At 71.3% G+C, this 20502-nt stretch carries 23 protein-coding genes and 1 other RNA gene; 12 read left to right on the top strand and 12 right to left on the bottom strand.

The annotated features are described in order from the left end of the window. Nucleotides 1–523 (top strand): tripartite tricarboxylate transporter permease (locus K933_RS03660; RefSeq protein ID WP_023393339.1); only part of this gene is annotated, 523 nt, incomplete at its 5' end. A 139-nt stretch (nucleotides 524–662) separates the two neighbouring features. Here the strand turns inward: K933_RS03660 and K933_RS03665 are convergent. Next, complete coding sequence (locus tag K933_RS03665; RefSeq protein WP_049947572.1) at nucleotides 663–881, bottom strand: hypothetical protein; 219 nt, start codon at nucleotides 879–881, stop codon at nucleotides 663–665. 82 nt (nucleotides 882–963) lie between these two features. Here K933_RS03665 and K933_RS03670 point away from each other — a divergent pair, with 82 nt between their 5' ends. The 3 genes from K933_RS03670 to K933_RS03680 all read left to right on the top strand — a co-directional run bounded on the left by K933_RS03670 (nucleotide 964) and on the right by K933_RS03680 (nucleotide 1828). Next, nucleotides 964–1161, top strand: coding sequence for a hypothetical protein (locus K933_RS03670; RefSeq protein WP_152529746.1), 198 nt, complete (start codon nucleotides 964–966; stop codon nucleotides 1159–1161). A gap of 219 nt (nucleotides 1162–1380) precedes the next feature. Continuing rightward, complete coding sequence (locus K933_RS03675) at nucleotides 1381–1560, top strand: HVO_2753 family zinc finger protein (RefSeq protein WP_023393342.1); 180 nt, start codon at nucleotides 1381–1383, stop codon at nucleotides 1558–1560. 1 nt (nucleotide 1561) lies between these two features. Beyond that, on the top strand, nucleotides 1562–1828 hold the full coding sequence (locus K933_RS03680) for an elongation factor 1-beta (protein ID WP_023393343.1): 267 nt from the start codon (nucleotides 1562–1564) through the stop codon (nucleotides 1826–1828). 63 nt (nucleotides 1829–1891) lie between these two features. Here K933_RS03680 and K933_RS03685 read toward each other — a convergent pair whose 3' ends face one another. Then, on the bottom strand, nucleotides 1892–2392 hold the full coding sequence (locus K933_RS03685) for an archease (protein WP_023393344.1): 501 nt from the start codon (nucleotides 2390–2392) through the stop codon (nucleotides 1892–1894). Between the two features lie 162 nt (nucleotides 2393–2554). Between K933_RS03685 and K933_RS03690 the strand changes: the two genes are divergently transcribed. The 3 genes from K933_RS03690 to K933_RS03700 all read left to right on the top strand — a co-directional run bounded on the left by K933_RS03690 (nucleotide 2555) and on the right by K933_RS03700 (nucleotide 5262). Further along, entirely contained in the window at nucleotides 2555–3049 is a 495-nt protein-coding gene (locus K933_RS03690; RefSeq protein WP_049947573.1) for a GNAT family N-acetyltransferase, read from the top strand. 486 nt (nucleotides 3050–3535) lie between these two features. Beyond that, nucleotides 3536–4420, top strand: a complete 885-nt coding sequence (locus K933_RS03695; RefSeq protein ID WP_023393346.1) for an aldo/keto reductase — start codon at nucleotides 3536–3538, stop codon at nucleotides 4418–4420. A gap of 20 nt (nucleotides 4421–4440) precedes the next feature. Next, entirely contained in the window at nucleotides 4441–5262 is an 822-nt protein-coding gene (locus tag K933_RS03700) for a class I SAM-dependent methyltransferase (RefSeq protein ID WP_023393347.1), read from the top strand. Nucleotides 5263–5282: 20 nt separating this feature from the next. On the opposite strand, the gene K933_RS03705 is transcribed toward K933_RS03700, so the two are convergent. The 3 genes from K933_RS03705 to K933_RS03710 form a co-directional block, all read right to left on the bottom strand. Next, the gene (locus K933_RS03705; protein ID WP_023393348.1) at nucleotides 5283–5564 is read right to left on the bottom strand and encodes a DUF7111 family protein; all 282 of its coding nucleotides are present in this window, start codon (nucleotides 5562–5564) and stop codon (nucleotides 5283–5285) included. Between the two features lie 126 nt (nucleotides 5565–5690). Beyond that, an RNA gene (ffs, locus tag K933_RS17400) (signal recognition particle sRNA) lies at nucleotides 5691–6004 on the bottom strand. Nucleotides 6005–6084: 80 nt separating this feature from the next. Continuing rightward, nucleotides 6085–6495 (bottom strand): DUF7548 family protein, encoded by a 411-nt coding sequence (locus tag K933_RS03710; RefSeq protein ID WP_023393349.1) that lies wholly within the window; start codon nucleotides 6493–6495, stop codon nucleotides 6085–6087. A 130-nt stretch (nucleotides 6496–6625) separates the two neighbouring features. Here K933_RS03710 and K933_RS03715 point away from each other — a divergent pair, with 130 nt between their 5' ends. Both K933_RS03715 and K933_RS03720 read left to right on the top strand, forming a co-directional pair. After that, nucleotides 6626–7780 (top strand): thiolase family protein, encoded by a 1155-nt coding sequence (locus tag K933_RS03715; protein ID WP_023393350.1) that lies wholly within the window; start codon nucleotides 6626–6628, stop codon nucleotides 7778–7780. Further along, nucleotides 7777–8169: a hypothetical protein gene (locus K933_RS03720; protein WP_023393351.1), complete on the top strand. Its 393-nt coding sequence runs from the start codon at nucleotides 7777–7779 to the stop codon at nucleotides 8167–8169. The genes K933_RS03715 and K933_RS03720 overlap by 4 nt, the downstream gene beginning before the upstream one ends. 24 nt (nucleotides 8170–8193) lie before the next feature. Here the strand turns inward: K933_RS03720 and K933_RS03725 are convergent, their stop codons facing one another. Both K933_RS03725 and K933_RS03730 read right to left on the bottom strand, forming a co-directional pair. Next, the gene (locus K933_RS03725) at nucleotides 8194–9171 is read right to left on the bottom strand and encodes a DUF7547 family protein (protein ID WP_023393352.1); all 978 of its coding nucleotides are present in this window, start codon (nucleotides 9169–9171) and stop codon (nucleotides 8194–8196) included. Between the two features lie 55 nt (nucleotides 9172–9226). After that, nucleotides 9227–10327: an NADH:flavin oxidoreductase/NADH oxidase gene (locus K933_RS03730; RefSeq protein WP_023393353.1), complete on the bottom strand. Its 1101-nt coding sequence runs from the start codon at nucleotides 10325–10327 to the stop codon at nucleotides 9227–9229. A 159-nt stretch (nucleotides 10328–10486) separates the two neighbouring features. Between K933_RS03730 and K933_RS18585 the strand changes: the two genes are divergently transcribed. Then, nucleotides 10487–10627, top strand: coding sequence for a hypothetical protein (locus K933_RS18585; RefSeq protein ID WP_023393354.1), 141 nt, complete (start codon nucleotides 10487–10489; stop codon nucleotides 10625–10627). Nucleotides 10628–10766: 139 nt separating this feature from the next. Here the strand turns inward: K933_RS18585 and dpsA are convergent, their stop codons facing one another. Then, a complete protein-coding gene (gene dpsA / locus K933_RS03735; RefSeq protein WP_023393355.1) occupies nucleotides 10767–11318 on the bottom strand; it encodes a DNA starvation/stationary phase protection protein DpsA in 552 nt (183 codons plus the stop codon). A gap of 265 nt (nucleotides 11319–11583) precedes the next feature. Here dpsA and K933_RS03740 point away from each other — a divergent pair, with 265 nt between their 5' ends. Next, on the top strand, nucleotides 11584–13173 hold the full coding sequence (locus K933_RS03740) for a HEAT repeat domain-containing protein (protein WP_080509184.1): 1590 nt from the start codon (nucleotides 11584–11586) through the stop codon (nucleotides 13171–13173). A 54-nt stretch (nucleotides 13174–13227) separates the two neighbouring features. On the opposite strand, the gene K933_RS03745 is transcribed toward K933_RS03740, so the two are convergent. Both K933_RS03745 and K933_RS03750 read right to left on the bottom strand, forming a co-directional pair. Then, nucleotides 13228–14490, bottom strand: a complete 1263-nt coding sequence (locus K933_RS03745) for a hypothetical protein (protein WP_023393357.1) — start codon at nucleotides 14488–14490, stop codon at nucleotides 13228–13230. 162 nt (nucleotides 14491–14652) lie between these two features. Beyond that, on the bottom strand, nucleotides 14653–17553 hold the full coding sequence (locus tag K933_RS03750) for an ATP-dependent helicase (protein WP_023393358.1): 2901 nt from the start codon (nucleotides 17551–17553) through the stop codon (nucleotides 14653–14655). Between the two features lie 231 nt (nucleotides 17554–17784). On the opposite strand from K933_RS03750, the gene K933_RS03755 reads away from it, so the two are divergent. After that, the gene (locus tag K933_RS03755; RefSeq protein WP_023393359.1) at nucleotides 17785–18567 is read left to right on the top strand and encodes an MBL fold metallo-hydrolase; all 783 of its coding nucleotides are present in this window, start codon (nucleotides 17785–17787) and stop codon (nucleotides 18565–18567) included. Nucleotides 18568–18616: 49 nt separating this feature from the next. On the opposite strand, the gene K933_RS03760 is transcribed toward K933_RS03755, so the two are convergent. Next, complete coding sequence (locus tag K933_RS03760; RefSeq protein WP_023393360.1) at nucleotides 18617–19348, bottom strand: isopentenyl phosphate kinase; 732 nt, start codon at nucleotides 19346–19348, stop codon at nucleotides 18617–18619. A gap of 1 nt (nucleotide 19349) precedes the next feature. Then, on the bottom strand, nucleotides 19350–20378 hold the full coding sequence (gene mvk, locus K933_RS03765; RefSeq protein WP_023393361.1) for a mevalonate kinase: 1029 nt from the start codon (nucleotides 20376–20378) through the stop codon (nucleotides 19350–19352). Between the last annotated feature and the right edge of the window lie 124 nt (nucleotides 20379–20502).

Genomic DNA, 20502 nt, shown 5'->3' on the forward strand with positions numbered 1-20502 from the left:
CGCGGTCGGCACGGGCGCCGGTGCCGCCGTCGGCTACCTGCCGGGCGTCTCCGCGGGCGTCGCGTCGACGCTCGCGCTCGCGGCCACCCGCGGGACCGACCCCGACCGGGAGTACGTCGTCGCGACCAGCGGCGCGAACAGTGCGACGGCCGTCTTCGCGCTGTTCGCGTTCGTCGCCCTCGACGCGCCGCGGTCGGGCGTGCTCGTGGCGATGCGCGACGCGGGCGTGCCGGCCGCGCTCCCTCCGCTGCTGGCGACGACGGTGCTCTCCGCCGCCGTCGGCGTCGCGGCCGTCCTGACGCTCGGCGACGCCGCCCTCCGTGCGGTCGGCCGAGTCGACCACCGCCGGCTGGTGGTCGGGGTGCTCGTCGGCCTGCTCGGACTGTCGTGGGCGTTCGCCGGCGGGTTCGGCGTCGGCCTCCTCGTCGCGGCCGCGGCGGTGGGGCTGGTTCCGCCGCGGGTCGGCTGCCGACGCGTCCACCTGATGGGCGTGCTCATCGGACCGGTCGCGCTCGGACTGTGAGCCGGACCCGTCGAGTCCTCGAAGCCTGCTGTCGTGGCCGGCTGGTCCGCAGGCGGGGATACGAACTCGACGGCGCGGAACGCTCGGTCTCCGCCCCACCGTTCGATCTCTTCGCACGGGGCGGCGCCGCCGTCCGGTCTCACCCCTCTTCGGCTGGTCGATCCGGTAGGATGGCCTCTTTCGCCACGCAGTGGTATCTGAAGGACAGGACGCCCAGTACGATATAGAATCCAGTTATCGAGACGAAAGAGAGGGCCCAGTAGACCCTGGGTTGGAGGTCTATCCAGACGACCGTGGCGAAGAAACCCACGAGAAACACGACCATCATCGGCAGACCGGGGTCGAGTTCGTCTAACATGCGGGACTATTTTGATAACTGTTATATAACTATACCGGCGGTGTCCCGTAGCTATTTACCGCGAGGTATCATGTTCGTGGTCGTGTTCGAAGAGGTAAACCCCAGGCTCCCTCTGATGCTCGTCATCCTCGTCGGCCTGTTCGCCTCGATCGTGATCGGGGAACTGGGTGTCGAGAGCCTGGATATAACCAAGTGGGTCGCCGCAGGGGGGTTCCTCGTCGTTCTGGTGGTGTTGGCCCACCGATACTCCCTGCAAGCGAGAGAGGAACTGCGAAAGTAAGTCGCCGAGCGCTCCACCGACCCACTCACGCGTCGTCGACGGCTGGTCGTCGGGTCAGGGAGACACCCTCACCTCGGTAACTCGCGAGTGCTCGTTCGTTCTGTCGGGGTCTCCGCCGGGCGTCGAAGACCACGACGGCGACGTTCGTCGGTCCACAGTCGGCCGACGACCGCCACACGAAAGACAACCGTTAAAAGTCGTGCGCCGGTTCGTGTACGTATGAGCGAGGCCGAGCAGCAGTCACAACGGCGCTGCGTCTCCTGTGGCATCAACGTCGCGGGCATGAGCGCCGCGACGTTCGACTGTCCCGAGTGCGGGACGCAGATCAGCCGGTGTTCGAAGTGCCGCAAGCAGAGCAACCTCTACGAGTGTCCCGACTGCGGGTTCCGGGGGCCGTAGGATGGGGAAGGTCGCCGCCAAGATGAAGGTCATGCCGAAGGAGCCCGAGATCGACCTCGACGAACTCCAGGAGAAACTGGAGTCGTCGCTGCCCGAGGGCGCGGAGATCCGCGGCGTCGAACGCGACGACGTGGCGTTCGGGCTGGTCGCGCTCCTCCCCACCGTGGTCGTCCCCGACGACGCGGGCGGCACCGAGGCGGTCGAGGAGGCGTTCTCGGGCGTCGAGGGCGTCGAGTCCGTCACCGTCGAGAACGTCGGCCGTATCTGAGCGCGAACCGCGAACCGCGCGGCGTGCGGTCGGTTCTTCCCGTCGCTCCGCCCCCCAGCCGCGCTACACGTCGAAGACGACGTACGCCCTCCAGCCGTCGGCGGCCCGCTCGACCCGCATCTCCGAGTAGGTGACCGCCTTCACCTCGCGGGCCGTCACGGCCGCGAGCGGTACGCCGCGCGCGCTCGCGTCGACCGTCCACTCGTCGGCGTCGACCCGCCCGTCGCCGGCGTCGACCCGTCCGTCGTCCGGGTGGCTCCCGGTCGCGCCGTCCGGCGTCACCCCGTCAGCGCTGACGGTCGCCTCGTTGTCGACCGGGAGGACGCTCCTGACGTCGCGCTCGTAGATGAGCGTGTCGAGGTAGTCGAACAGCGCGGCCTCGGCGCTCTCGGCGGTGACCGTCACCGCGAACCGCTCGCCGTCCGCGGGCGCGTCGTCGCACATCGCCGCCGCGAGGCCGTCGGCGACCGCCGCGAACGTCGCCCCCAGCGTCGGAGCCGACGCCTCGACTGCGACGTCGGCGGTGTGCTCGCGGAGTCGGAAGCGCCCAGTCTGGTCGGACACGGCGCGTCCGTACGGCCCGTCGGGTCAACTACTTTCGCCTCCGCCGGCCGGCTGGTGTACACCCGGCTCGACCGCTCGACCCCGCGTTCACCCGCAGTCGAGCGGGTGCGGGCGGGTCCGCCGACGGTGGAGTTATATTCTCCTCGCTACTACCGGGCCGTAGTGAGCGTCAACATCAGAAAGCGCGTGGACGGGCCGGGTAACGCCGACCACGTGGCGGACGCTTGGGCGCTGAAAGAGCGCATCCGCGAGTCGGAGGGGGTGTTGAAACAGCGGCGCGGCTTCTTCGAGGACGCCTACCGCCGCTCGACGACCCACCTCCTGTTCGAGTCGCCGGGCGACGCCGACGAGGAGGAGCGGCTGGTGGGGTTCGCCTCCGCCCGTCGCGACGGCTACATCCTGTTTCTCGCGGTCGCACCCGAGGCGCGCGGCCGGGGGTACGGCAAGCACCTCGTCGCCGAGGTGGCCGACGACAACCGGAGCGTCACCTGCCACGCGCGCGCGAGCAACGGGGCCGCACTCGACTTCTACGACCACCTCGGGTTCGAGGTCCAGCGGCAGATATCCAACTACTACGAGGACGGCGGCGACGCCTACTACCTCAAACTCGGCGGCGCGGGCGGGCTGACCGAACGGCTCTCGGAGTTCCTGCGGTAGTCGACCCGTCGCTCGACCCGTCGCGGTCCCGGTCCGACGCGGCTCCGCGCGGCCCGACGGGACGGATGGGAACGCGGCGGTTTTTGTACCTCGACGGCGTACGGCGAGTGCGCGCACTCAGTCCCCGCCCCAGTACACCCGCTCGGGTGCGATGACGGCGCGGAGAACCCACGCGCGCGACATCCGTCGCTTCGGCGACCGGCCGCCGCGACCGTACTCGCGGCCACCTGGTGGCAGGACGCCACCCGGTTCGACGGGTCACCCCGTCGCGCCGTCCGTCCGCGCCCGACGGCGCGGACCGCCCGGCACGAGGGTTTACCGGCCGACGCGGCACGCCGCCACGGGATGACGCCGGCTCGTTAGTGTTCCGGGCGACACCTTTCGACGCTTCACCCGACAGCGACCGCGCTCGCGCCGTCCGCCTCCCGGCTCGGGGGACTCCGCCGCGGGACACACGCTTTTGGTTCGCGCCGCCGACTCCCGGGTATGGAGACGCGCCCGCTCGGCGACACCGGTCACGACAGCACCGTGATGACGTTCGGCGCCATCGCGCTCAACTGGCTCGAACAGGAGGGGGCCGACCAGATGGTCGAACTCGTCCTCGACGCCGGCGTCAACCACTTCGACGTGGCGCCGACGTACGGCGACGCGGAGTTGAAACTCGGCCCGAAGCTCCGCCAGCACCGCGAGGAGATATTCCTCGGCTGTAAGACCCAAGAGCGGACCGTCGACGCGGCGCGGGCGAAACTCGACCGGTCGCTCGACCGCCTCGGCGTCGACACGATCGACCTCTATCAGGTCCACGGGCTGGAGTACGAGGAGGAACTCGACACGATCACCGCGGAGGGCGGGGCGCTCGAGGCGTTCCGCGACGCGAAAGCGGAGGGGTTGGTCGACAACATCGGGCTGACGAGTCACGCGGACCCCGACCTGATCCTCGACGCCGTCGACCGGATCGACGACCTCGATACGCTGATGCTGCCGATGAACCCCGTCGTCGCGGGCAAGGACGGCGACGAGTACGACTACGAGGCGGTGCTCGAACGCGCCAACGAGGAGGGTATCGGCACGCTCGGCATCAAGGCGTTCGCGGGCGGGTCGTGGCCGCCGACCGACGAGTTGGCCCAGGAGGACCGCCCGTACTGCAACTGGTACCGCCCGGTCGACACGTACGAGGAGGTGCGCGAGCGGTTCGACTTCGCCGCCTCCAGCGGGCTGACCAGCGTCATCAACGCGGGCGACCCCAAGCTGGTGGCGATGATACTCGACGCCGCGCGCAACTACGAGGGGATGGACGACGCCGCCCGCCGCTCGCTCGTAGAGCGGCTCCGGCACGACGACAGCCCGGTGCCCGAACAGCTCCACCACTGAACCGGCGAGGACCGACACCGATGGACCTCGACGCGGACGCCGACGGCGACGAGGAGGGCGACGGGTCGACGACGGACGTTCCGCGGACGGTGACGGCCGCCCTCGCGGACCGCCCGGTCGAGGGGCGGGTCTGTCTCGAAGCCGGCGCGGGCATCGGCAACACCAGCGCCGGGCTGCTCGCGGCGGGCGCCGACCGGGTGTACGCGGTCACGAACGACCGCGGCCACGCCGAGACGGTCCGCGACCGGGTCGGCCCGGCCGCGGCCGGCGACGCCCGCGCGAACGCCGCCGGCGGCCGAGCGGCCGACGACCGCCTCGCCGTCGTGGAGGCCGACCTCCGGAGCGTCCCGCTCGACGCGGACGCCGTCGGCCTGGTGACGGCGCACGGCCTGTTCAACGTCGTCCCGCCCGCGTCGCTCGACCGCATCGCCGCGGAACTCACGCGGGTCGCGGCGCCGGGCGCACACCTCGTGGTCGACGACTACGACCCGCTCCCCGACGACGCCGCGGTGCGCGACCTGTTCGCCGTCGAGAACGCCGCGACGGAACTCGCGACGGGGTCGCCCGCGCTGACGTTCTACCCGGCGGCGGTGCTCGCGCGGCTGTTCGCCGGCTACGGCTGGACGGTCGACCGCGAGCGGACGCTGCTCGACCCGGTGCCGTGGACGGGGCGGCACGTCTCGGCGCACGCCGCGAAGGCGCGCGGCGCGGCGTCGTCGCTCCGGCCCGAACTCGGCGACCCGCTGGCGGCGGAGGCCGACCGCCTCGCGGCCGCCGTCGGCGAGGAGTCGGCCGGACGGATGTACAGCGTCGCGTTACGGCTCCCCGAGGAACACGGGTAGCGCGAGGGGAACGGGTCGAGCTACATCCCCATGTCCGCCGCGGCATCGGGGACGGGCAGGTCGCCGGGGGAGACGCCGAGCAGTTCCGCGGCGTGGTCGAGCGCCATGTCGAACCCGTAGTAGCGTTCGAGTTCGTCGCCGTCGGCGGTCGGGCGGACCTTCAACATCGCGTACCCCTCGCGGTTCTGCGCGACGGCGGCGGTCCGGCCGTCGCGCTCGAACGTCAACAGCCGCTCGGCGTCGGTGAGGTAGTAGCGCGCGGTGACCCCCGCGGACTCGGCTTCGGCGTCCGGGTCGTTCACGGGCCGGCTTGGGTCGGCCGGTACTCGACGGTTCCGGTCGGCGGCCGCGCGAACGGCGGGGGCGTCCGACCAGCGGGCGCGCCGGACGGACGCACTGCTCGGGGGTCGAACCGAACGGAAGTATGAGTGCGGACGGCCGGCATTGCCCGGTGGTTCCGCCGTGGGGAATCCCGGGTGCCTCCTCCGCCCCGCGACCCGACGAGCGACGGGCGTCCGACGGTGGGCTGCTCGCTTCCGCGCCTGACCCGCTGCCGCCGGCAAGCCGTGGGAACGCACCCCTGCGGGTGCGCCCCGACGGACCGCTGTCCCCGCCGGACGAGGCTTCGACGTCGGCTTCCGGGGCCCGCGACGGGCGCTCCGGACGCCACCGGCGTTCGGTCCCCGCTGAAGACTCTATGGCGGGTGACGAGCAGGGCCTAACTGCCCGACCTAGTCCACCCCGACGTAGTCCGGACCCACTTAAGGGCCTTGCGGTCCGGAGTCGCGAGTCGCCGGCGTCCCGTCGCTGGGTTTCCCCCGCTCAGAGCACGGCGCGCGCGTACGCGCCGGCGCTCGCGGGGACCGCCGCCGCGAGCGCGAGCACGACCCAGCGGTGGTGCTCCAGCCACGACGCGCTCTGGGGGAAGCTGTACACCACCTCGTCGGCCGCGAGCGCCCACGAGACCGCGACGAGCAGGAGCGCGACCCCCGCGACGACCGCGACGCCCGCGACCGTGTCGGGCGGCGAGCGGCCCTGCCTGCCCGAGAGGAAGACGACGACCAGCACCGCGGCGATGAACCCGGCGCCGGTGACCCCGACCGGGCCGCTGGCGTAGTACGCGCCGACCGGGGTCTCGGGGCCGTCGACGAGGACGAACGGCACGACCAACGCGACGAGGAGGGCGAGACAGGCGACGACCCCGGCGGTCGAGGCGGCGTCTTCGGCGTCCATGGTCGGGCGTCGGGCGGGCGACCACTAATCGGTTCCCGTTCGTCGCTGGAGGCGGGAGGTCCCACCGCGCGGCGGCGACCCGGGGGCGGAGAAGTGAACCGATTAAGTGGTCCCGGCCGAACCGGCGGGTATGGACCGAGTCGCAGTCGTCGGCGCGTCGATGACCCAGTTCGGGCAGCGCGACGCGTGGATACGCGGACTGCTCGCGGAGGCGGGGGAGGCGTGCCTCGACGACGCGGGCGTCCCGCCGGACGCCGTCGACCACCTCTACGTCTCGAACATGGCGAGCGGCGAGTTCGAGGGACAGACGGGCGTGCCCAACGCGTTGGCCCACGACCTCTCGGCGATCCCCGCCTACACCGCGCGGATCGACCAGACCTCGTCGTCCGGCGGCGCGGGGACGTACGCGGCGTGGCAGTCGGTCGCCAGCGGAGCCAGCGAGATGACGCTCCTCGTCGGCGGCGAGAAGATGACCCACCGAAGCACCGCGGAGGCGACGGACGTCATCGCGTCGCTCACCCACCCGTGTGAGTACAAACACGGCGTCACGCTCCCCTCGTTCGCGGGGCTGACGGCGCGGCTCTACCTCGACGAGTACGACGCCCCTCGCGAGAGCCTCGGGAAGGTCGCGGTGAAGAACCACCGCAACGGCGTCGACAACCCCCACGCCCAGTTCCGCAAGGAGGTGAGCTTGGAGGAGGTGCTGGAGTCGCCCGTCGTCGCGGACCCCCTGCGGCTGTACGACTTCTGCCCCATCACCGACGGGTCGGCGGCGCTGCTGTTCTGCCCGGAGTCGGTCGCCCGCGAGTGGACCGACGAGTACGCGGTGATCTCGGGTATCGGCGGCGCGACCGACACCCACGTGGTCCACGAGCGGCCCGACCCGACCACGATGCGCGGCGTCGTCGAGTCGAGCGAGCGGGCGTACGAGATGGCCGGTCTCGGACCCGAGGACGTCGACGTGGCCGAACTCCACGACATGTTCACCATCCTGGAGTTCCTCCAGTTCGAGGACCTCGGGTTCGCGGAGAAGGGCGAGGGGTGGAAGGCCGTCGAGGAGGGTCGCACCGACCGCGACGGCGAGTTACCCATCAACACCTCCGGCGGGCTGAAGTCGAAGGGCCACCCGCTGGGTGCGAGCGGCGTCGCGCAGGCGTACGAGGTGTACGAGCAGGTGACCGGCGACGCCGGCGACCGGCAGGTCGATGCGGACGTGGGGCTGGCGTGTAACGTCGGCGGGTTCGGCAACTGCGTGACCACGACCATCGTGGAGGCGGCGGAATGAGCGGCACGAACGACCGACCCGACGACCGCCCGTTCGAGGCGGCGCGCTACCCCGACGGGAGCGTCACCTACCCGCCCCACCCGGTCGGCCCGGACGGCGAGGCGCCCGTCGGCACGGTCGACCTCCGCGAGTACGATGCGGAAGTCGTGACGTGGACCACCTCGACGGCGACGCCGCCGGGCGTCCGGGAGCCCAACTCGATCGCGGTCGTCGAGTTCGACGTCGATGGACAGCCGGTGCGGGCCATCGGCCAACTCACGACCGACGAGGTGTCGATCGGCGACGCGGTCGAACCGGTGTACTGCGCGGAGTTGCGCGACCCCGACGCGGGGATCAGGGAAGCCGAGAGCCAGTCGTGGGACGGCTTCCGGTTCCGCCCCGTGGAGTAGTCCGCCCGACGCCGGGAGCGCGGCTCAGGCTCCGTCGTCTCGACGGTCGGAATCGTCGACGGCGTCGCGGCCGTCGGCGTCGTCGCCGCTCCCGGCGCTCCCGTCGGTCTCCTCGTCCTCCTCCCCGCCGAGTTCGCGCTTGATCGAGTCGAGTTCGGCGTCGACGTCGACCTCCGGCGCCTCGTCGTCCCCGTCGTCAGCGTCGTCTCCGGCCGCGTCCGACTCGTCGGCGTCGCCGTCGGTCACGTCGATGACGACCGCGCCGTCGTCCGCGTCGTCCGACCCGTCGGCGTCGCGGCGCCGGTCCCGGCCCCGTTCCCCGTCGCGCGAGCGGTTCGTGCGGCGTTCGCGGTCGCGCTCGCGGTCTGCGGTGTCGGTCGCCTCCCCGATGCGGCGGTCGAGTTCGGCGCTCAACTCGCGCACCTCGTCGACCAGGTCCCGTGACTCCCCCTCCTCGGGGAGGTCGGTCTCCGCGAGCACGCGCCGGAGCGTCGAGAGCGCGTCGGTGGCGTCCGACGTCGCGCGGGCGCCGGCGTCCGAGAGCCCGTCGGCGAGTCCGTCGGCCAGCCGCGAGCCGCCCCGGCCGCGTCGGCCGCCGCGGTCGCTCGCGCGGCCGTCGGGGTCGAGACCGCCAGCCAGTTGGAGGAAGCGCCGCAGGAGTTCGAGCGCCTCGACGGTGGCCTCCAGCGTTGCGACGACCGTCGGGATGGTGTAGTCGCTCGTAAAGCGGAGCAGGTCGCCCGGACTCGGCGGCCGGGGCGGCAGGGGGAAGCCGTACTCGTCGGGGCGGCGCGGGCCGCGCCGCGGCGCCCGGGGGAAGCGTGGCGGACGCCGGCGGCGGTCGTCCTCCCCACCGCGGATTCGGTCGCCGCGTCGTCCCGGCTCCCGGTCGCGTTCGGGTGTCCCGCGCTCGTCGCGGAGTTCGTCCCGGAGGTCACGGAGCGTCGACTCTAGCTCCGCGAGGAGGGTGTCGATGTCGTCGTCGGGGTCACGGCGGCTCATGGGTGACCGTTGTGGCCGCCGGGCGAAAAACCTACCCGCGCCCGCGGGCCGGTCGCTACCTCGGCGCGGCCCGCTGGTACTGGACGGGCCACTCGACCTCCGCGCCCAGTTCGTGGGCGGCGTGGAGCGGCCAGTACGGCGAGCGGAGGAACTCCCGCGCCATCAACACCGCGTCGGCGCGGCCGTTCGAGACGATGGCCTCCGCCTGCTGGGGTTCGGTGATGCCGCCGACGGACCCGACCAGGACGTCCGCGTCTTCCGCCTCGACGTGCTCTTTGATCGTCTCCGCGTACGGAAGCTGATAGTTCGGCCCGGCGTGTGGGAGCTGCTGGTCGGGCGAGATGCCGCCCGAACTCACGTCGACGAGGTCGGCGCCCGCCTCCGCGAGTAGGGGGGCGAGCCGCGCCGACTGGCCGACGTCCCACGACTCGCGGTCGTCGAGCCAGTCGGTCGCGGAGATGCGGACGAACACCGGCTTGTCGTCGGGCCACACCGACCGCACCGCGCCCGTCACCTCCCGGAGCAGGCGCGTGCGGTTCTCGAAGCTCCCGCCGTACTCGTCGTCGCGGTCGTTGGCGACGGGCGAGAGGAACTCGTGGAGGAGGTAGCCGTGGGCGGCGTGTACCTCGGCCACCTCGAACCCCGCGGCGAGCGCCCGCTCGGCGGCGTCCGCGAAGTCGGCGACCACGTCCTCTATCTCGCCGGTCGAGAGCGCACGCGTCGGCTGCTCGTCGCCGTCGCGCGGGTACGGCGTCCCGCTGGGTGCGACCGTCTCCCAGCCGCCCTCGTCGACCGGCACTGGGTCGCCACCGTCCCAGGGTCGTCCGGTCGACGCCTTCCGGCCGGCGTGTGCGAGTTGGATCGCCGGGACCGACCCCTGCGAGCGGACGAAGTCCGCGACCGGCGCGAGGGCGTCCGCCTGCTCGTCGTTCCAGATACCCAGGTCGTACGGCGTGATCCGCCCCTCGGGGGTGACCGCCGTCGCCTCCGCCATCACGAGTCCCGCGCCGCCGACCGCCCGCGAGCCGAGGTGGACGAGGTGCCAGTCGGTCGCCAGCCCGTCGGACGAGGAGTACTGGCACATCGGCGACACCATCACGCGGTTCGGTAGCTCCGTCCCGCGGATCGACAGCGACGAGAACAACGTATCGACCATGTGGCTCCGAGGGTCGCGGCGAGTAAATGGTCGTTGCCGGGCGACGACTTTGCCCCCTTCCGGGACGCGCCTCCGCCCCCCGCGTCGCCATAACTGTCGCCCGGGAGTCATTTAGGCAGACCAAAAGGTATAAGCGATTAGGTTGGCCTAATTCGGGTGATGGCAGCCACGCACGCCACCGACGAGGAGAGCCCGGCCGTCTCCGCCCACCGGACCTCGCCCGAGCGGACCGTGTTCACCGAGGACGGCAACGCCGACGGCTGGATCTCGACCGACCACACCGTCGTGCTCGTCGAGTAACGAGCAACGGTCGGCGTCGACCCGCGCTCCCGCCGGTCGTCGTCTACGCGACCCAGCCGCGGCTCGCGAGTCGGTCGTCGAAAGAAGTCGGATTCTCCGTCCCGTTCGTCGCGCCGAGCGCCGAGTTCGAGTGGTACGCTTACCGGTCGAGCGCGCCCTCGAAGACGAGGCTGTCGTCCTCGAGGTAGTGCTCGATGTGGTGGGCGTCCTCTTCGACGTGGACGAGGTTCTCGCGGAGGATCTCCGCCGAAGTGGGGTCGCCGAGGTTGTCGCACAACTCGACGTGCTCGCGGAGCGCCTCGATGATGTCGCCGTACATCTCGGCGTCGTGGCGGAACGAGGTGCGGATGTCGTACACGTCCTCGTCCTCGGGTTCGACGGGCGACGCCTCCTGGAGCGCGGCGGGACTGGCGTGCGGGACGCCGCCGATGGCCTGAACGCGCTCGGCGAGTTCGTCGGCGAACTCCTCGGCGTGTTCGGCCGCCTCGTCGAGGAACAGGTGAACGTCGCGGAACTCCGCGCCCTCGACGTTCCAGTGGTGCTTCCGCAGTTGGTGGTAGAGGACGTACGTCGCCGCCAGGTCGCTGTTGAGCGCGTCGACGACCTGCTCCGCGCGCTCGGCGTCGATCCGGAGCGTCTCGCTACCCGTCACTTCGCCCGCCTGTTTACGTACCTCTCGTTGGGTGCTCATCGTACTTCGTAGTTGGAGGTCTGACCACTTAAACCTACTGACTTGAAAAGTATTCTTTCGGTATCCCAAAATCACCTTCCGCTTCCGGGCGTTCCGGTTGGTCGGGGGCGGCCGTGGGTCGTCGGCGCGAGGAACGCTTCCACCCGCGAGCGCTCCCTGCCCGCACGCGGACCGGTGTGGAACACGCCGACCCGTCGCCGACCGAAGGCGGCACGGACCGTGAGAGATGGAAACGCTCTTGGAGCCGACACGCCGACTCACGGGTATGAGCGACGACGACCCCGACAACGACGGGTCCGCGGAGACGGGCGCCGACGGAGCCGAACCCGAGGGGAGCGAGGAGACCGAACGCGACGGGTCCGAGACGCCCGCCGACGAGGGGTCGGCCGACGGCGCCGACGCGGGCGAGGAGTCGTCGACCGAGACCGACGAGGTGGAGTCGGAGACCGACGAACCGATCGAGGACGCCCCGGCGGACGACGGCGAGGGGTCCTCGACCGACGGCGAGGACTCCTCGACCGACGACGACGACGAGACCACGGAGACCGACGACGCCGCGGACGAGGGCGAACCGGAGGCGGAGACGGAGGGCGACGTACCTGCCGTCTCGGCGGAGGAGTTGAACGCCCGCCTCGACGAGATCGAGACGGAGTTGGACGGGGCGGAGACGGAGGCGGACCTCGACCGCGTCGACGCGCAACTCGACGAGTTCGAGGCGGACGTCGAGGCCGCGACCCTGCCCGAACCCGAGGAGGGTGACGACGACGACGACGAGGAGGACGCGGTCGACCCGCGCGAGGAACTCGAATCGCGCATCTCCGACCTCCGCGACGAGGTGGAGGAGAAGCGCGGCCCGTACGCCGAGGAGGTCGTGACCGACGTCGAGGAGGCGCAGTCGACGCTCCGGGACACCCGGTGGACCGAACGGGGGCTGACCGAACTCGCCGCGCCGGTCGCGTCGTTCCTCGAGGACGTGAACGACGCGCTCGGGACGAACCTCCAGCAGACGGGGTCGAACCCCGAGGGGCTGGCCTCGGACCTCGACGGCGCCGTCGAGGCGGTCGAGTCGCGCGACCTCGACCCCGACGAGGACGACGAGACCATCCGAGCGCTGTTGGAGGCGACCGACGCGCTCGCGAGCGGGCTCGACGACGCCCAGGAGTGGGACGACCTCGAAACCCACGAGAAACTGGAGGCGCAGGGCTACTACGACTGTCTCGGCCACTACAAGGACTTCCCGCCCGAGTGGGCCGCGATGAAGGAGTGGGAGCAGCGCGGCAACGTGGAGATGGTGCTGCTCGCGCTGGAGTCGCTCCAGTCGGATTTCATGGAGCGGCACGCGATGGAGACGCTCGTTCGGATGAACGACCAGGCGGCGTTCGACGAGATGCACCAGCGCGCGAACAAGCGCGACAAGCCCGCAATCGAGGCGCTCGGGACGATGGCGGCCGACGACGCCGTCGAGACGCTGGTCGAGTACGTCGACGCCGACTCCGACCCCGCGCTCCAGAAGGTGACGTTCAAGGCGCTGGGTCGGATCGGCCACCCCGACGCGGTCCAGCCGCTGGCGAACAAACTCGTCATGGACGACGACAACGTCCGCCCGATCGCCGCCCGCGCGCTGGGTCTCATCGGCGACACCCGGGCGGTCGGCCCGCTGGTCGACACGCTCGAAAACGACGACAGCGACAACGTCCGCGCGGCGGCGGCGTGGGCGCTCCGCCAGATCGGCACCGAGGAGGCGCTGAAGGCGGCGGCCGCCCACGCCGACGACCGCTCGTTCATCGTCCAGTCGGAGGCCGACAAAGCGGGCGACGCGCTCGCGGACGGGGAAGCCGAGGCGACGACGGCGTAGAGAACGTAAAGAGAAGGAGTCGAACGGGTATCCCGTTCCCGTCTGTTTTCCCGTCTACTCGTCGCTCTCCGAGCCGTCCGCGTCGTCGGGCAGGCTCACCGTGATGGTGTGTTCGCCGGGACCGTACGTCTCGGTCGTCGCGTCGAGCAGTTCCTGCTGATCGACGGTGCCCATCGAGAACTCCTCGCCGGGCATCGAGTAGGTCACCAGCGAGAGCGTGACGTTCTCGCCGTCGGCGACGGTGAAGGTGACCGACGCCGTGCCGTCGTCGTGTTCGGTGATGTGGCCGTAGTCGACGGCCGACCGGATGGACTCGTTGGGCCAGGCGGTGTCCTTCTCGGTGATGCCCTCCTCGGCCGACCCGAACGCGAAGCGCATGAGACGGTCCTCCCCCGCGTACAGACGGTCGGTGCTCAGGTTCTCGATCGGGTCGCCGGCGACGAAGTCGACCTGGTAGGTGGTCGTGTCGAACACCTCACCCTCGATGGCGTTGCCGCGGAGGGTGGTGTTCGTGGTGCCGTCGAGGTAGACCGACGGGAAGGACGGCTGGTCGCTCTCTACGGTGTTGTTCGCGAACAGCGTGTCGCGCGCGTCCACTATCTCGACCACCCCGTACGACCCGCCGAAGTTGGGTGCGGTGAACGAGCCGTCGACCACACGGTTGCCGACGCCGGAGACCCGCACCGCGGGCCAGCCGTCGGAGGTGACGTTCTCGACGAGGTTGCCGTCACCGTCGACCGACAGCGCCAGATACTCCGTGCCGCCCGTCCGCGAGTCGACGACCCGGTTGTCGTCGCCGGTCACGACGAGCGTACCGATCGATGAGTTCCCGACCACGTTGTCGTCGCCGTCGACGGTGACGTACGCGGAGTTGAGACCGCCGCCGGGACCGTACGCAGTCACGTTCAGCAGGCTCCCGTCGGAGACGTCGAACGCGACGTTCGGGTCGGTGTTGTCGTACGTGACGACCGCACGGAGGTCGCGGACGGTGACGTTCGTGAGCGAGTCGGCCCCGCCCGCCACGACGGTGCTCGACCCGCTCTCGACGGTGTGACCGTTCCCGTCGAGTGTCACGTCGCTCGCGGTGATCCGGATGCAGGCGGGCGCGTCGGGGTCGGACGACGAGAGGTCGCCCGTCAGTTCGTACGCGCCTGCCGAGTCGAGGACGGTACAGCTGTTCACCTGTGTCGTCTCCGCGCTGACGGTCCCCACCGCCGCGAGGCTCGCGCCCGCGGCGACCGTCGACGCGACGAGGAGCGCCGTCACCGCGACGGCGAGGACCCCGCGTCCGTCCGTTGGATTGGTGTTGAGTGCCATCCGAGCGGCGAATCAGACGACTCGTTGATAAGATGACCGGATCGTTTTCGGGACGATATGTATCCCACTGGCGGTAGTATCGGGTTACTCTGATCCGTATTGATACTATTCGGATACCGTGCGGATACCAGATGAATACCGCCCGCCCGACGACTGGGCTGATCAGCCGCGCGACCGCTCCGCGTCGGTGAGGATCTCGCTAGCGTCGTCGTCGCCGCCGATTTCGTCGAGCACGCGGTCGTGGAAGTCGCGGAGCGCGGCCGACTCGTCCTCCGCGAGCACCACGTCGCTCGCCGCGAGCGTCGCCAGCCCGAACGCGCGCGGCGAGGGGGAGTCCACCTCCCGGTGGACGACGTCGATCTCGCCCGCCTGCACCGCTTCGAGCACCTCCCGGACGCCCGCGAGGTTGAGTTTGTCCTCGGCGATCTCGCGGTACGTCTCCTCCAACACGGCGAACGAGTCGCGCTCCTCGGCGAACGAGATGAGCATCTCGCTCGACACCTGCTGTTGGGCCGCGCTCTTCTCGTACCCCTTGTACCGCTTCAGGATCATCAGCGCCCGCGTCGCGTTGATCCGGAAGTAGCGCTTGAGCAGGTCGGTCCCGTCGAGCACCGACCGGAGGTCCGCCGCCACCTCGTCCGGTTCGATGTCGCGGAGCGCGCCCGCCACGTCGGCCTTCCGGTTGAGCGGCATCGAGACGGTGAACCCGTTGTCGGCGACCGCCACCTGGACGTTGGCGTTCGTCCGCCGGGAGCACCGCCCCGCGACCAGCCGCGAGAGCCCGTCGTTGAACCGCCGACCGTACCCCGAGTGGACGTAGTAGCGCCGGCGGTACGCCTCCCTGTCCCGTTCCTCCTCGACGACGACCCGTCCGTCGGTGGCGACCGACTCCGGGCCGGCGTACCGCACCTGCCGGTCGAACATCCGCGCGACCGCGCGGACGCTGTTTTCGTCCATCGGGAAGCCGCGGAGCCACTCGCGGGCGGCGGGCAGACCGCCGCGGTCCAGCCGGTCGACCAACTCCCCCTGGAAGGCGAGTATCTCGCGACCGAGGTCGTAGCTCAGCGGCAGGCGCTCGGAGAACCACGACGGGACCGTGGGCCGAGAGGAACTGTGGTCGACGTACACCTTCGACCCGCGGCGGTAGCGGAACTCGTAGGTGCCGCCGCCGATCTGGAACACGTCGCCCGGTTCGAGCGTGTCGAGGTACGACTCGTCGAGGTGGCCAACCCGCTCGTCACCGCCCCGAACGTGCACCTCGCAGGTGAACGAGTCGGGAATGGTGCCGATGTTCTGCATGTAGATGACGCGCGCCAGCCGCCCCCGCTTGCCGACCAGGGGTTCGCCCACGTCGAACTCGGGGTAGTGGTGTTCGCCGTCGGGCGCGTCGTTCGTGTCGCGCCACACCTTCGCGTAGACGTTCTTCTCCTCCATCCCCGCGTAGTCGGCGGTGAGATACCGCAGCAGCGACTCCCAGTCGGCGTCGCCGTAGTTGCGGTAGGGGTACGCCGACCGGAGCGTCTCCAGCACCTCCGTCTCGCGTCTCACCCCGTTTATCGCCATCCCGTACACCTGCTGGGCGGCGACGTCCTGGGCGTTCTCCGGGACGAACACCCGGTCGACGAACCCCTCTTCGGCCTTCTTCAGCATCACCGCACACTCGACGAGTTCGTCGCGGTCGAGCGCGATCACCCGTCCCTCGACCGTCTCGCCCAACCGGTGGCCCGCCCGCCCCACCCGCTGGAGCAGCGACGCGACCGACTTGGGCGAGCCGACCTGCACCACTAAGTCGAGGTGGGGCATGTCGATACCGAGTTCGAGCGACGTCGAGGAGGTGACCACGTCGACGTCGCCCGCCTTGAGCGACTCCTCGACGCCCTCGCGCGCCTCCGTCGACATCGAGCCGTGGTGACAGCCCGAGTTGTCCTCGTCGTACGCGTCGAACCGGTCGCGGAGGCTCCCGAGTACGCGTTCGGCGCCCGACCGGGTGTTGGTGAACACCAGCGTGTTCTCGTGGGAGCCGACGAGTTCGTGGAGGCGGTCGTAGAAGCGGTCGGTCACCGTCTCGCGTGGCGTCCCGATCAGGTCGTCGGTCGGACACTCCAGCCGGAGGTCGAACTCGCGGACGAACCGGGTGTCGACCAGTTCGTACTCGCGGGTGACGTACTCGTAGTCGTCCGCCGCGCCGTCGCCGTCGACTCCCGTCGCGCTCGCGTCGTCGCGGGCCTCGCTCGCGTCCGCCACCGCTGTCCCGCCCGCCTCGCTCTCCCCGTCCGCGCCGTCGACCCGCCGCCGCTCGCGGCCGACGAGGAACTCCGCCATCGTCGACAGCGGCTCGACCGTCGCCGAACAGCCGATCCGGGTGGGCGACCCCTCACAGAGGCGTTCGAGCCGTTCGAGCGAGACGGCGAGGTGGGTGCCCCGCTTGTTCTCCGCGAGGCTGTGTATCTCGTCGACGACGACGTACTCGACGCTCCGGAGCTTCTCCTTGAACTTCGGCGAGTTGAGCAGGATGGCGAGCGTCTCGGGCGTCGTGTTGAGGATGTGCGGCGTCGTCTCCAGCATCCGCCGGCGCTCGGCGTCGGCTGTGTCGCCGTGTCGGATCGCCTGCCGGAGCCCGGTGTCGTGGCCGCGTTCGGCCAGCCGCTCTTGGACGCCCGCGAGCGGGTCCGCGAGGTTGCGGTTGATGTCGTTCGCGAGCGACTTCAGTGGCGAGACGTACAGACAGTAGACGGCGTTGTCGAGCCCCGCCGCCGACTCGCGCTCCCGGCGGAACAGGTCGTTGATGATCGCGGTGAACGACGCGAGCGTCTTGCCCGACCCCGTGGGGCTACAGATCAGACAGTTCTCCCCCTCGTCGATCAGCGGGATGGCCTCCCGCTGGGGCGGCGTGAAGAACCCCCCGTTGCCGGGGACGTACGCGCCGAACCGGTCGACCCACCACTCCCGCACCGCGGGTTCCAGCCGGTCGAGGGTGTCGCCGTCGGCGATGTCGACCGTCGCGGGGTCGAACTCGTACCCGTGCTCGTCGGCGCGCGCCGCGAGCAACTCCCGGCCGCTCATTGGATGTGAGACGGCCCCGAGGGGGAAGTGGGTTGCGCCCGCGTGGTGAAAGTGAACCGCCGCCTCTCGGCGCCGAACGCGCCGGGTTCGCCGCGGCGGTCGACGGGACCGAGTCGCCGTCCCGCCGAGCCGCCCCCGCCTCACCGGGGCGTCCGCGGCCCCACCTCGTCGAACCGCCAGCCACCCCACCGAGCCGCCACGCCTATCCCCGGCGCGCGCCCGCGTTCGTCCATGCGCGTGACGTTCCTCGGCACCGGCGCGGCGATGCCGCTCCCCGACCGAGTCCAGACCGGCCTGCTCGTCGAGGCGGCCGCGGGCGACGACCGGCCGCTGCTCGTGGACTGCGGTTCGGGCGTCCTCCACCGCCTCGCGCAGACCGACCCCGGCTACGAGGCGGTGTCGTCGGTGCTGCTCACCCACCACCACCTCGACCACGTCTCGGACCTGCTCGCGCTGTTGAAGGCGCGGTGGCTCGCCGGCGAGGAGCACCTCGAAGTCGTCGGCCCGCGGGGCACCAAGGCGCTGCTCGACGGGCTACTCGACACCCACGACTACCTCGACGGTCGGGTCGACCTCAGGGTGCGGGAGGTCCACGACGGCGAGTCGTTCGAGGTGGCCGGCGTCGCCGTCGAGGCGAGCGAGACCCGCCACTCGATGGACTGTCTCGCCTACCGGTTCGCCGGCACCGACGACGCGAGCGGGACCGCCGACGGCGGCGACGGCGAGTTCGTCTTCTCGGGCGACTCGGAGGCGTTCGCCGGGCTGGCGTCGTTCGCCGACGGCGCGCGGGTGCTCGCACACGACTGCTCGTTCCCCGACGACGTCGACGTGGACAGCCACCCGACGCCGAGCCAGTTGGGCGACGCGCTCGCGGGCCGCGATATCGACCGGGTGTACCTCACCCACCTCTACCCCCACACCGAAGGCCGGCACGAGGAGATGGTCGCGAGCGTCCGCGAGCGGTTCGACGGCGACGTGCGGGTCGCGCGCGACGGTCTCCGGTTCGGCGTCTGAGTCCGGACCGAGCGTCCGCGCTATCTCGGTAGCCGCTTCGCCTCTCGCGTCACTCGACCCGGGTGCCCGCGTCCGCGCCCGCGAGAAAGGCCGCGAGCGCGTCCGGGCCGAACACGTGCGCCGGCGCGTCGAGTTCGAGCAACTGTCGCACCTTCCCCGCCATCCCGCCGGTCACGTCCGTCGCGTTCGACGCGCCGAGCGCGTCGGCCACGTCGTCGAAGTCGCGTATCTCCGGGATCACCTCGCCGTCGGCGTCGAGCACGCCCGACACCGTCGAGCAGAGTCCCACCCGGTCGGCGTCGAGTCCGCGCGCGAGGTGGACCACGAGTTCGTCACCCGACAGCACCGTCACGCCCTCGCCCGCGTGGGCGACGCCGTCGCCGTGGAGGACGGGGAGAAAGCCCTCGCCGAGCATCGTCTCGACCTGTCGGGTGGGCATCGACAGCGACCCGTCGGCGTCGCGGGCGGCCGCCGACAGCGGGTGGACCGGCAGCGCGGGCGCGCCGCGGTCGTGTAGCCGCGACACCACCAGCCCGTTGAGCGTCTTCATCGCGGTGTGGACCGCCATCACCGCCGCGGGATCGTGCGTCCCCTCGGTCGTCGTGACGCCGCGTTCGTCGGCGTGGTGGTGGCCGAACGACCCGCCGCCGTGGACCAAGACGAGACCGTCGGCGTGGTCCGCCACCGCGTCCGCCGCGGCGTCGAGCGCCCGCCCGTCGAGCGTCTCCGGGCGGTCCTTCTCGGTGACGAGCGAGCCGCCGAGTTTGAGCACCGTGGTCATCTCAGGCCGCCTCCTCCACGCGGACGCCGTCGGTCGCGAGTTCCGCCCGGAACGCGTCCTCACAGCCCGGCGTGAACGACAGCGCGGTCCGCGTCTCGGCCGTCGGGTCGAGCGCGACGATACAGCCGCCGCCGCCCGCGCCCGTCAGTTTCGCGCCGCGTGCGCCCGCGTCGCGGGCCGCCCACACCATCGCGTCGAGCGAGCGCGAGGAGACGCCCAGCGCCGACAGCAGGCCGTGGTCGAAGTCCATGAGTTCGCCCAACTCGTCGAGGAACGCCCCGTCGGCCCCGTCCGCGCCGGCGTCCGGGTCCGCTGCGGTCAGTAGCTCCGTCCCCTCGCGGACCACGTCGCCGATGGCGGTCACGGCGTCGGCGGCGAACCCGTAGCGGTCGCGCAGGTCGCGCACGCCGGAGACGAGTTCGCCCGTGTCGCCCGCGCCGCCGTCGTACCCCACCACCAGCGGGAGGTCGGGCGCGTCGAGTTCGCGGCGGTCGGTCCCCTCGACCCGGACCGCCCCGCCCACCGCCGAGGTGAACGTGTCCGCGCGCGACGCCTGCCCCTCCTGCACCTCGTGTTCCGCGCGGTAGGCGCGTTCGGCGACGTCGCGGGCGTCGAGTTCGACCCCGAGCGACCGCGTCGCGGCGTCGATGGCGGCGACGGTCACCGCCGCCGACGAGCCCAGCCCCGCCCCGACGGGTATCTCCGACTCGACGGTCACGTCGAACCCCGCGTCGGGCGCGTCGGCCGCCTCGCGGGCTTGCGACACCGCGGCGTCGATGTACCCCGTCGCCGCCTCCACGAGCGGCGTCGGCACGTCCACGTCGGGCGGCCCGCCCTCCGCGCCGTCCCAGGTGACGGTGAACCCGTCTATCGAGAGGTCGGTCGCGTCCACTCGCACGCGCCCGTCGTCGCGGGGGTCGACCGTCACCCGCGCGCGCCGGTCGACGGCGCACAGTACGGCGGGTTCGCCGTAGACGACCGCGTGCTCGCCGAGGACGTACACCTTCCCCGGCGCGCTACAACAGGTCATACCTCCTACTCCGAGCGGGGACATACAGGCGTTCCGACTCGCCCGCCGGCGGCCCCCTCGCCCGCCGAACGGTCGGCGCTCGCCGGCCCCGCGGCCGCCGGGTCGGCCCGCGACACCGGCGGTG

The sequence above is a fragment of the Candidatus Halobonum tyrrellensis G22 genome (genome assembly GCF_000495475.1).
Lineage (GTDB): Archaea > Halobacteriota > Halobacteria > Halobacteriales > Haloferacaceae > Halobonum > Halobonum tyrrellense.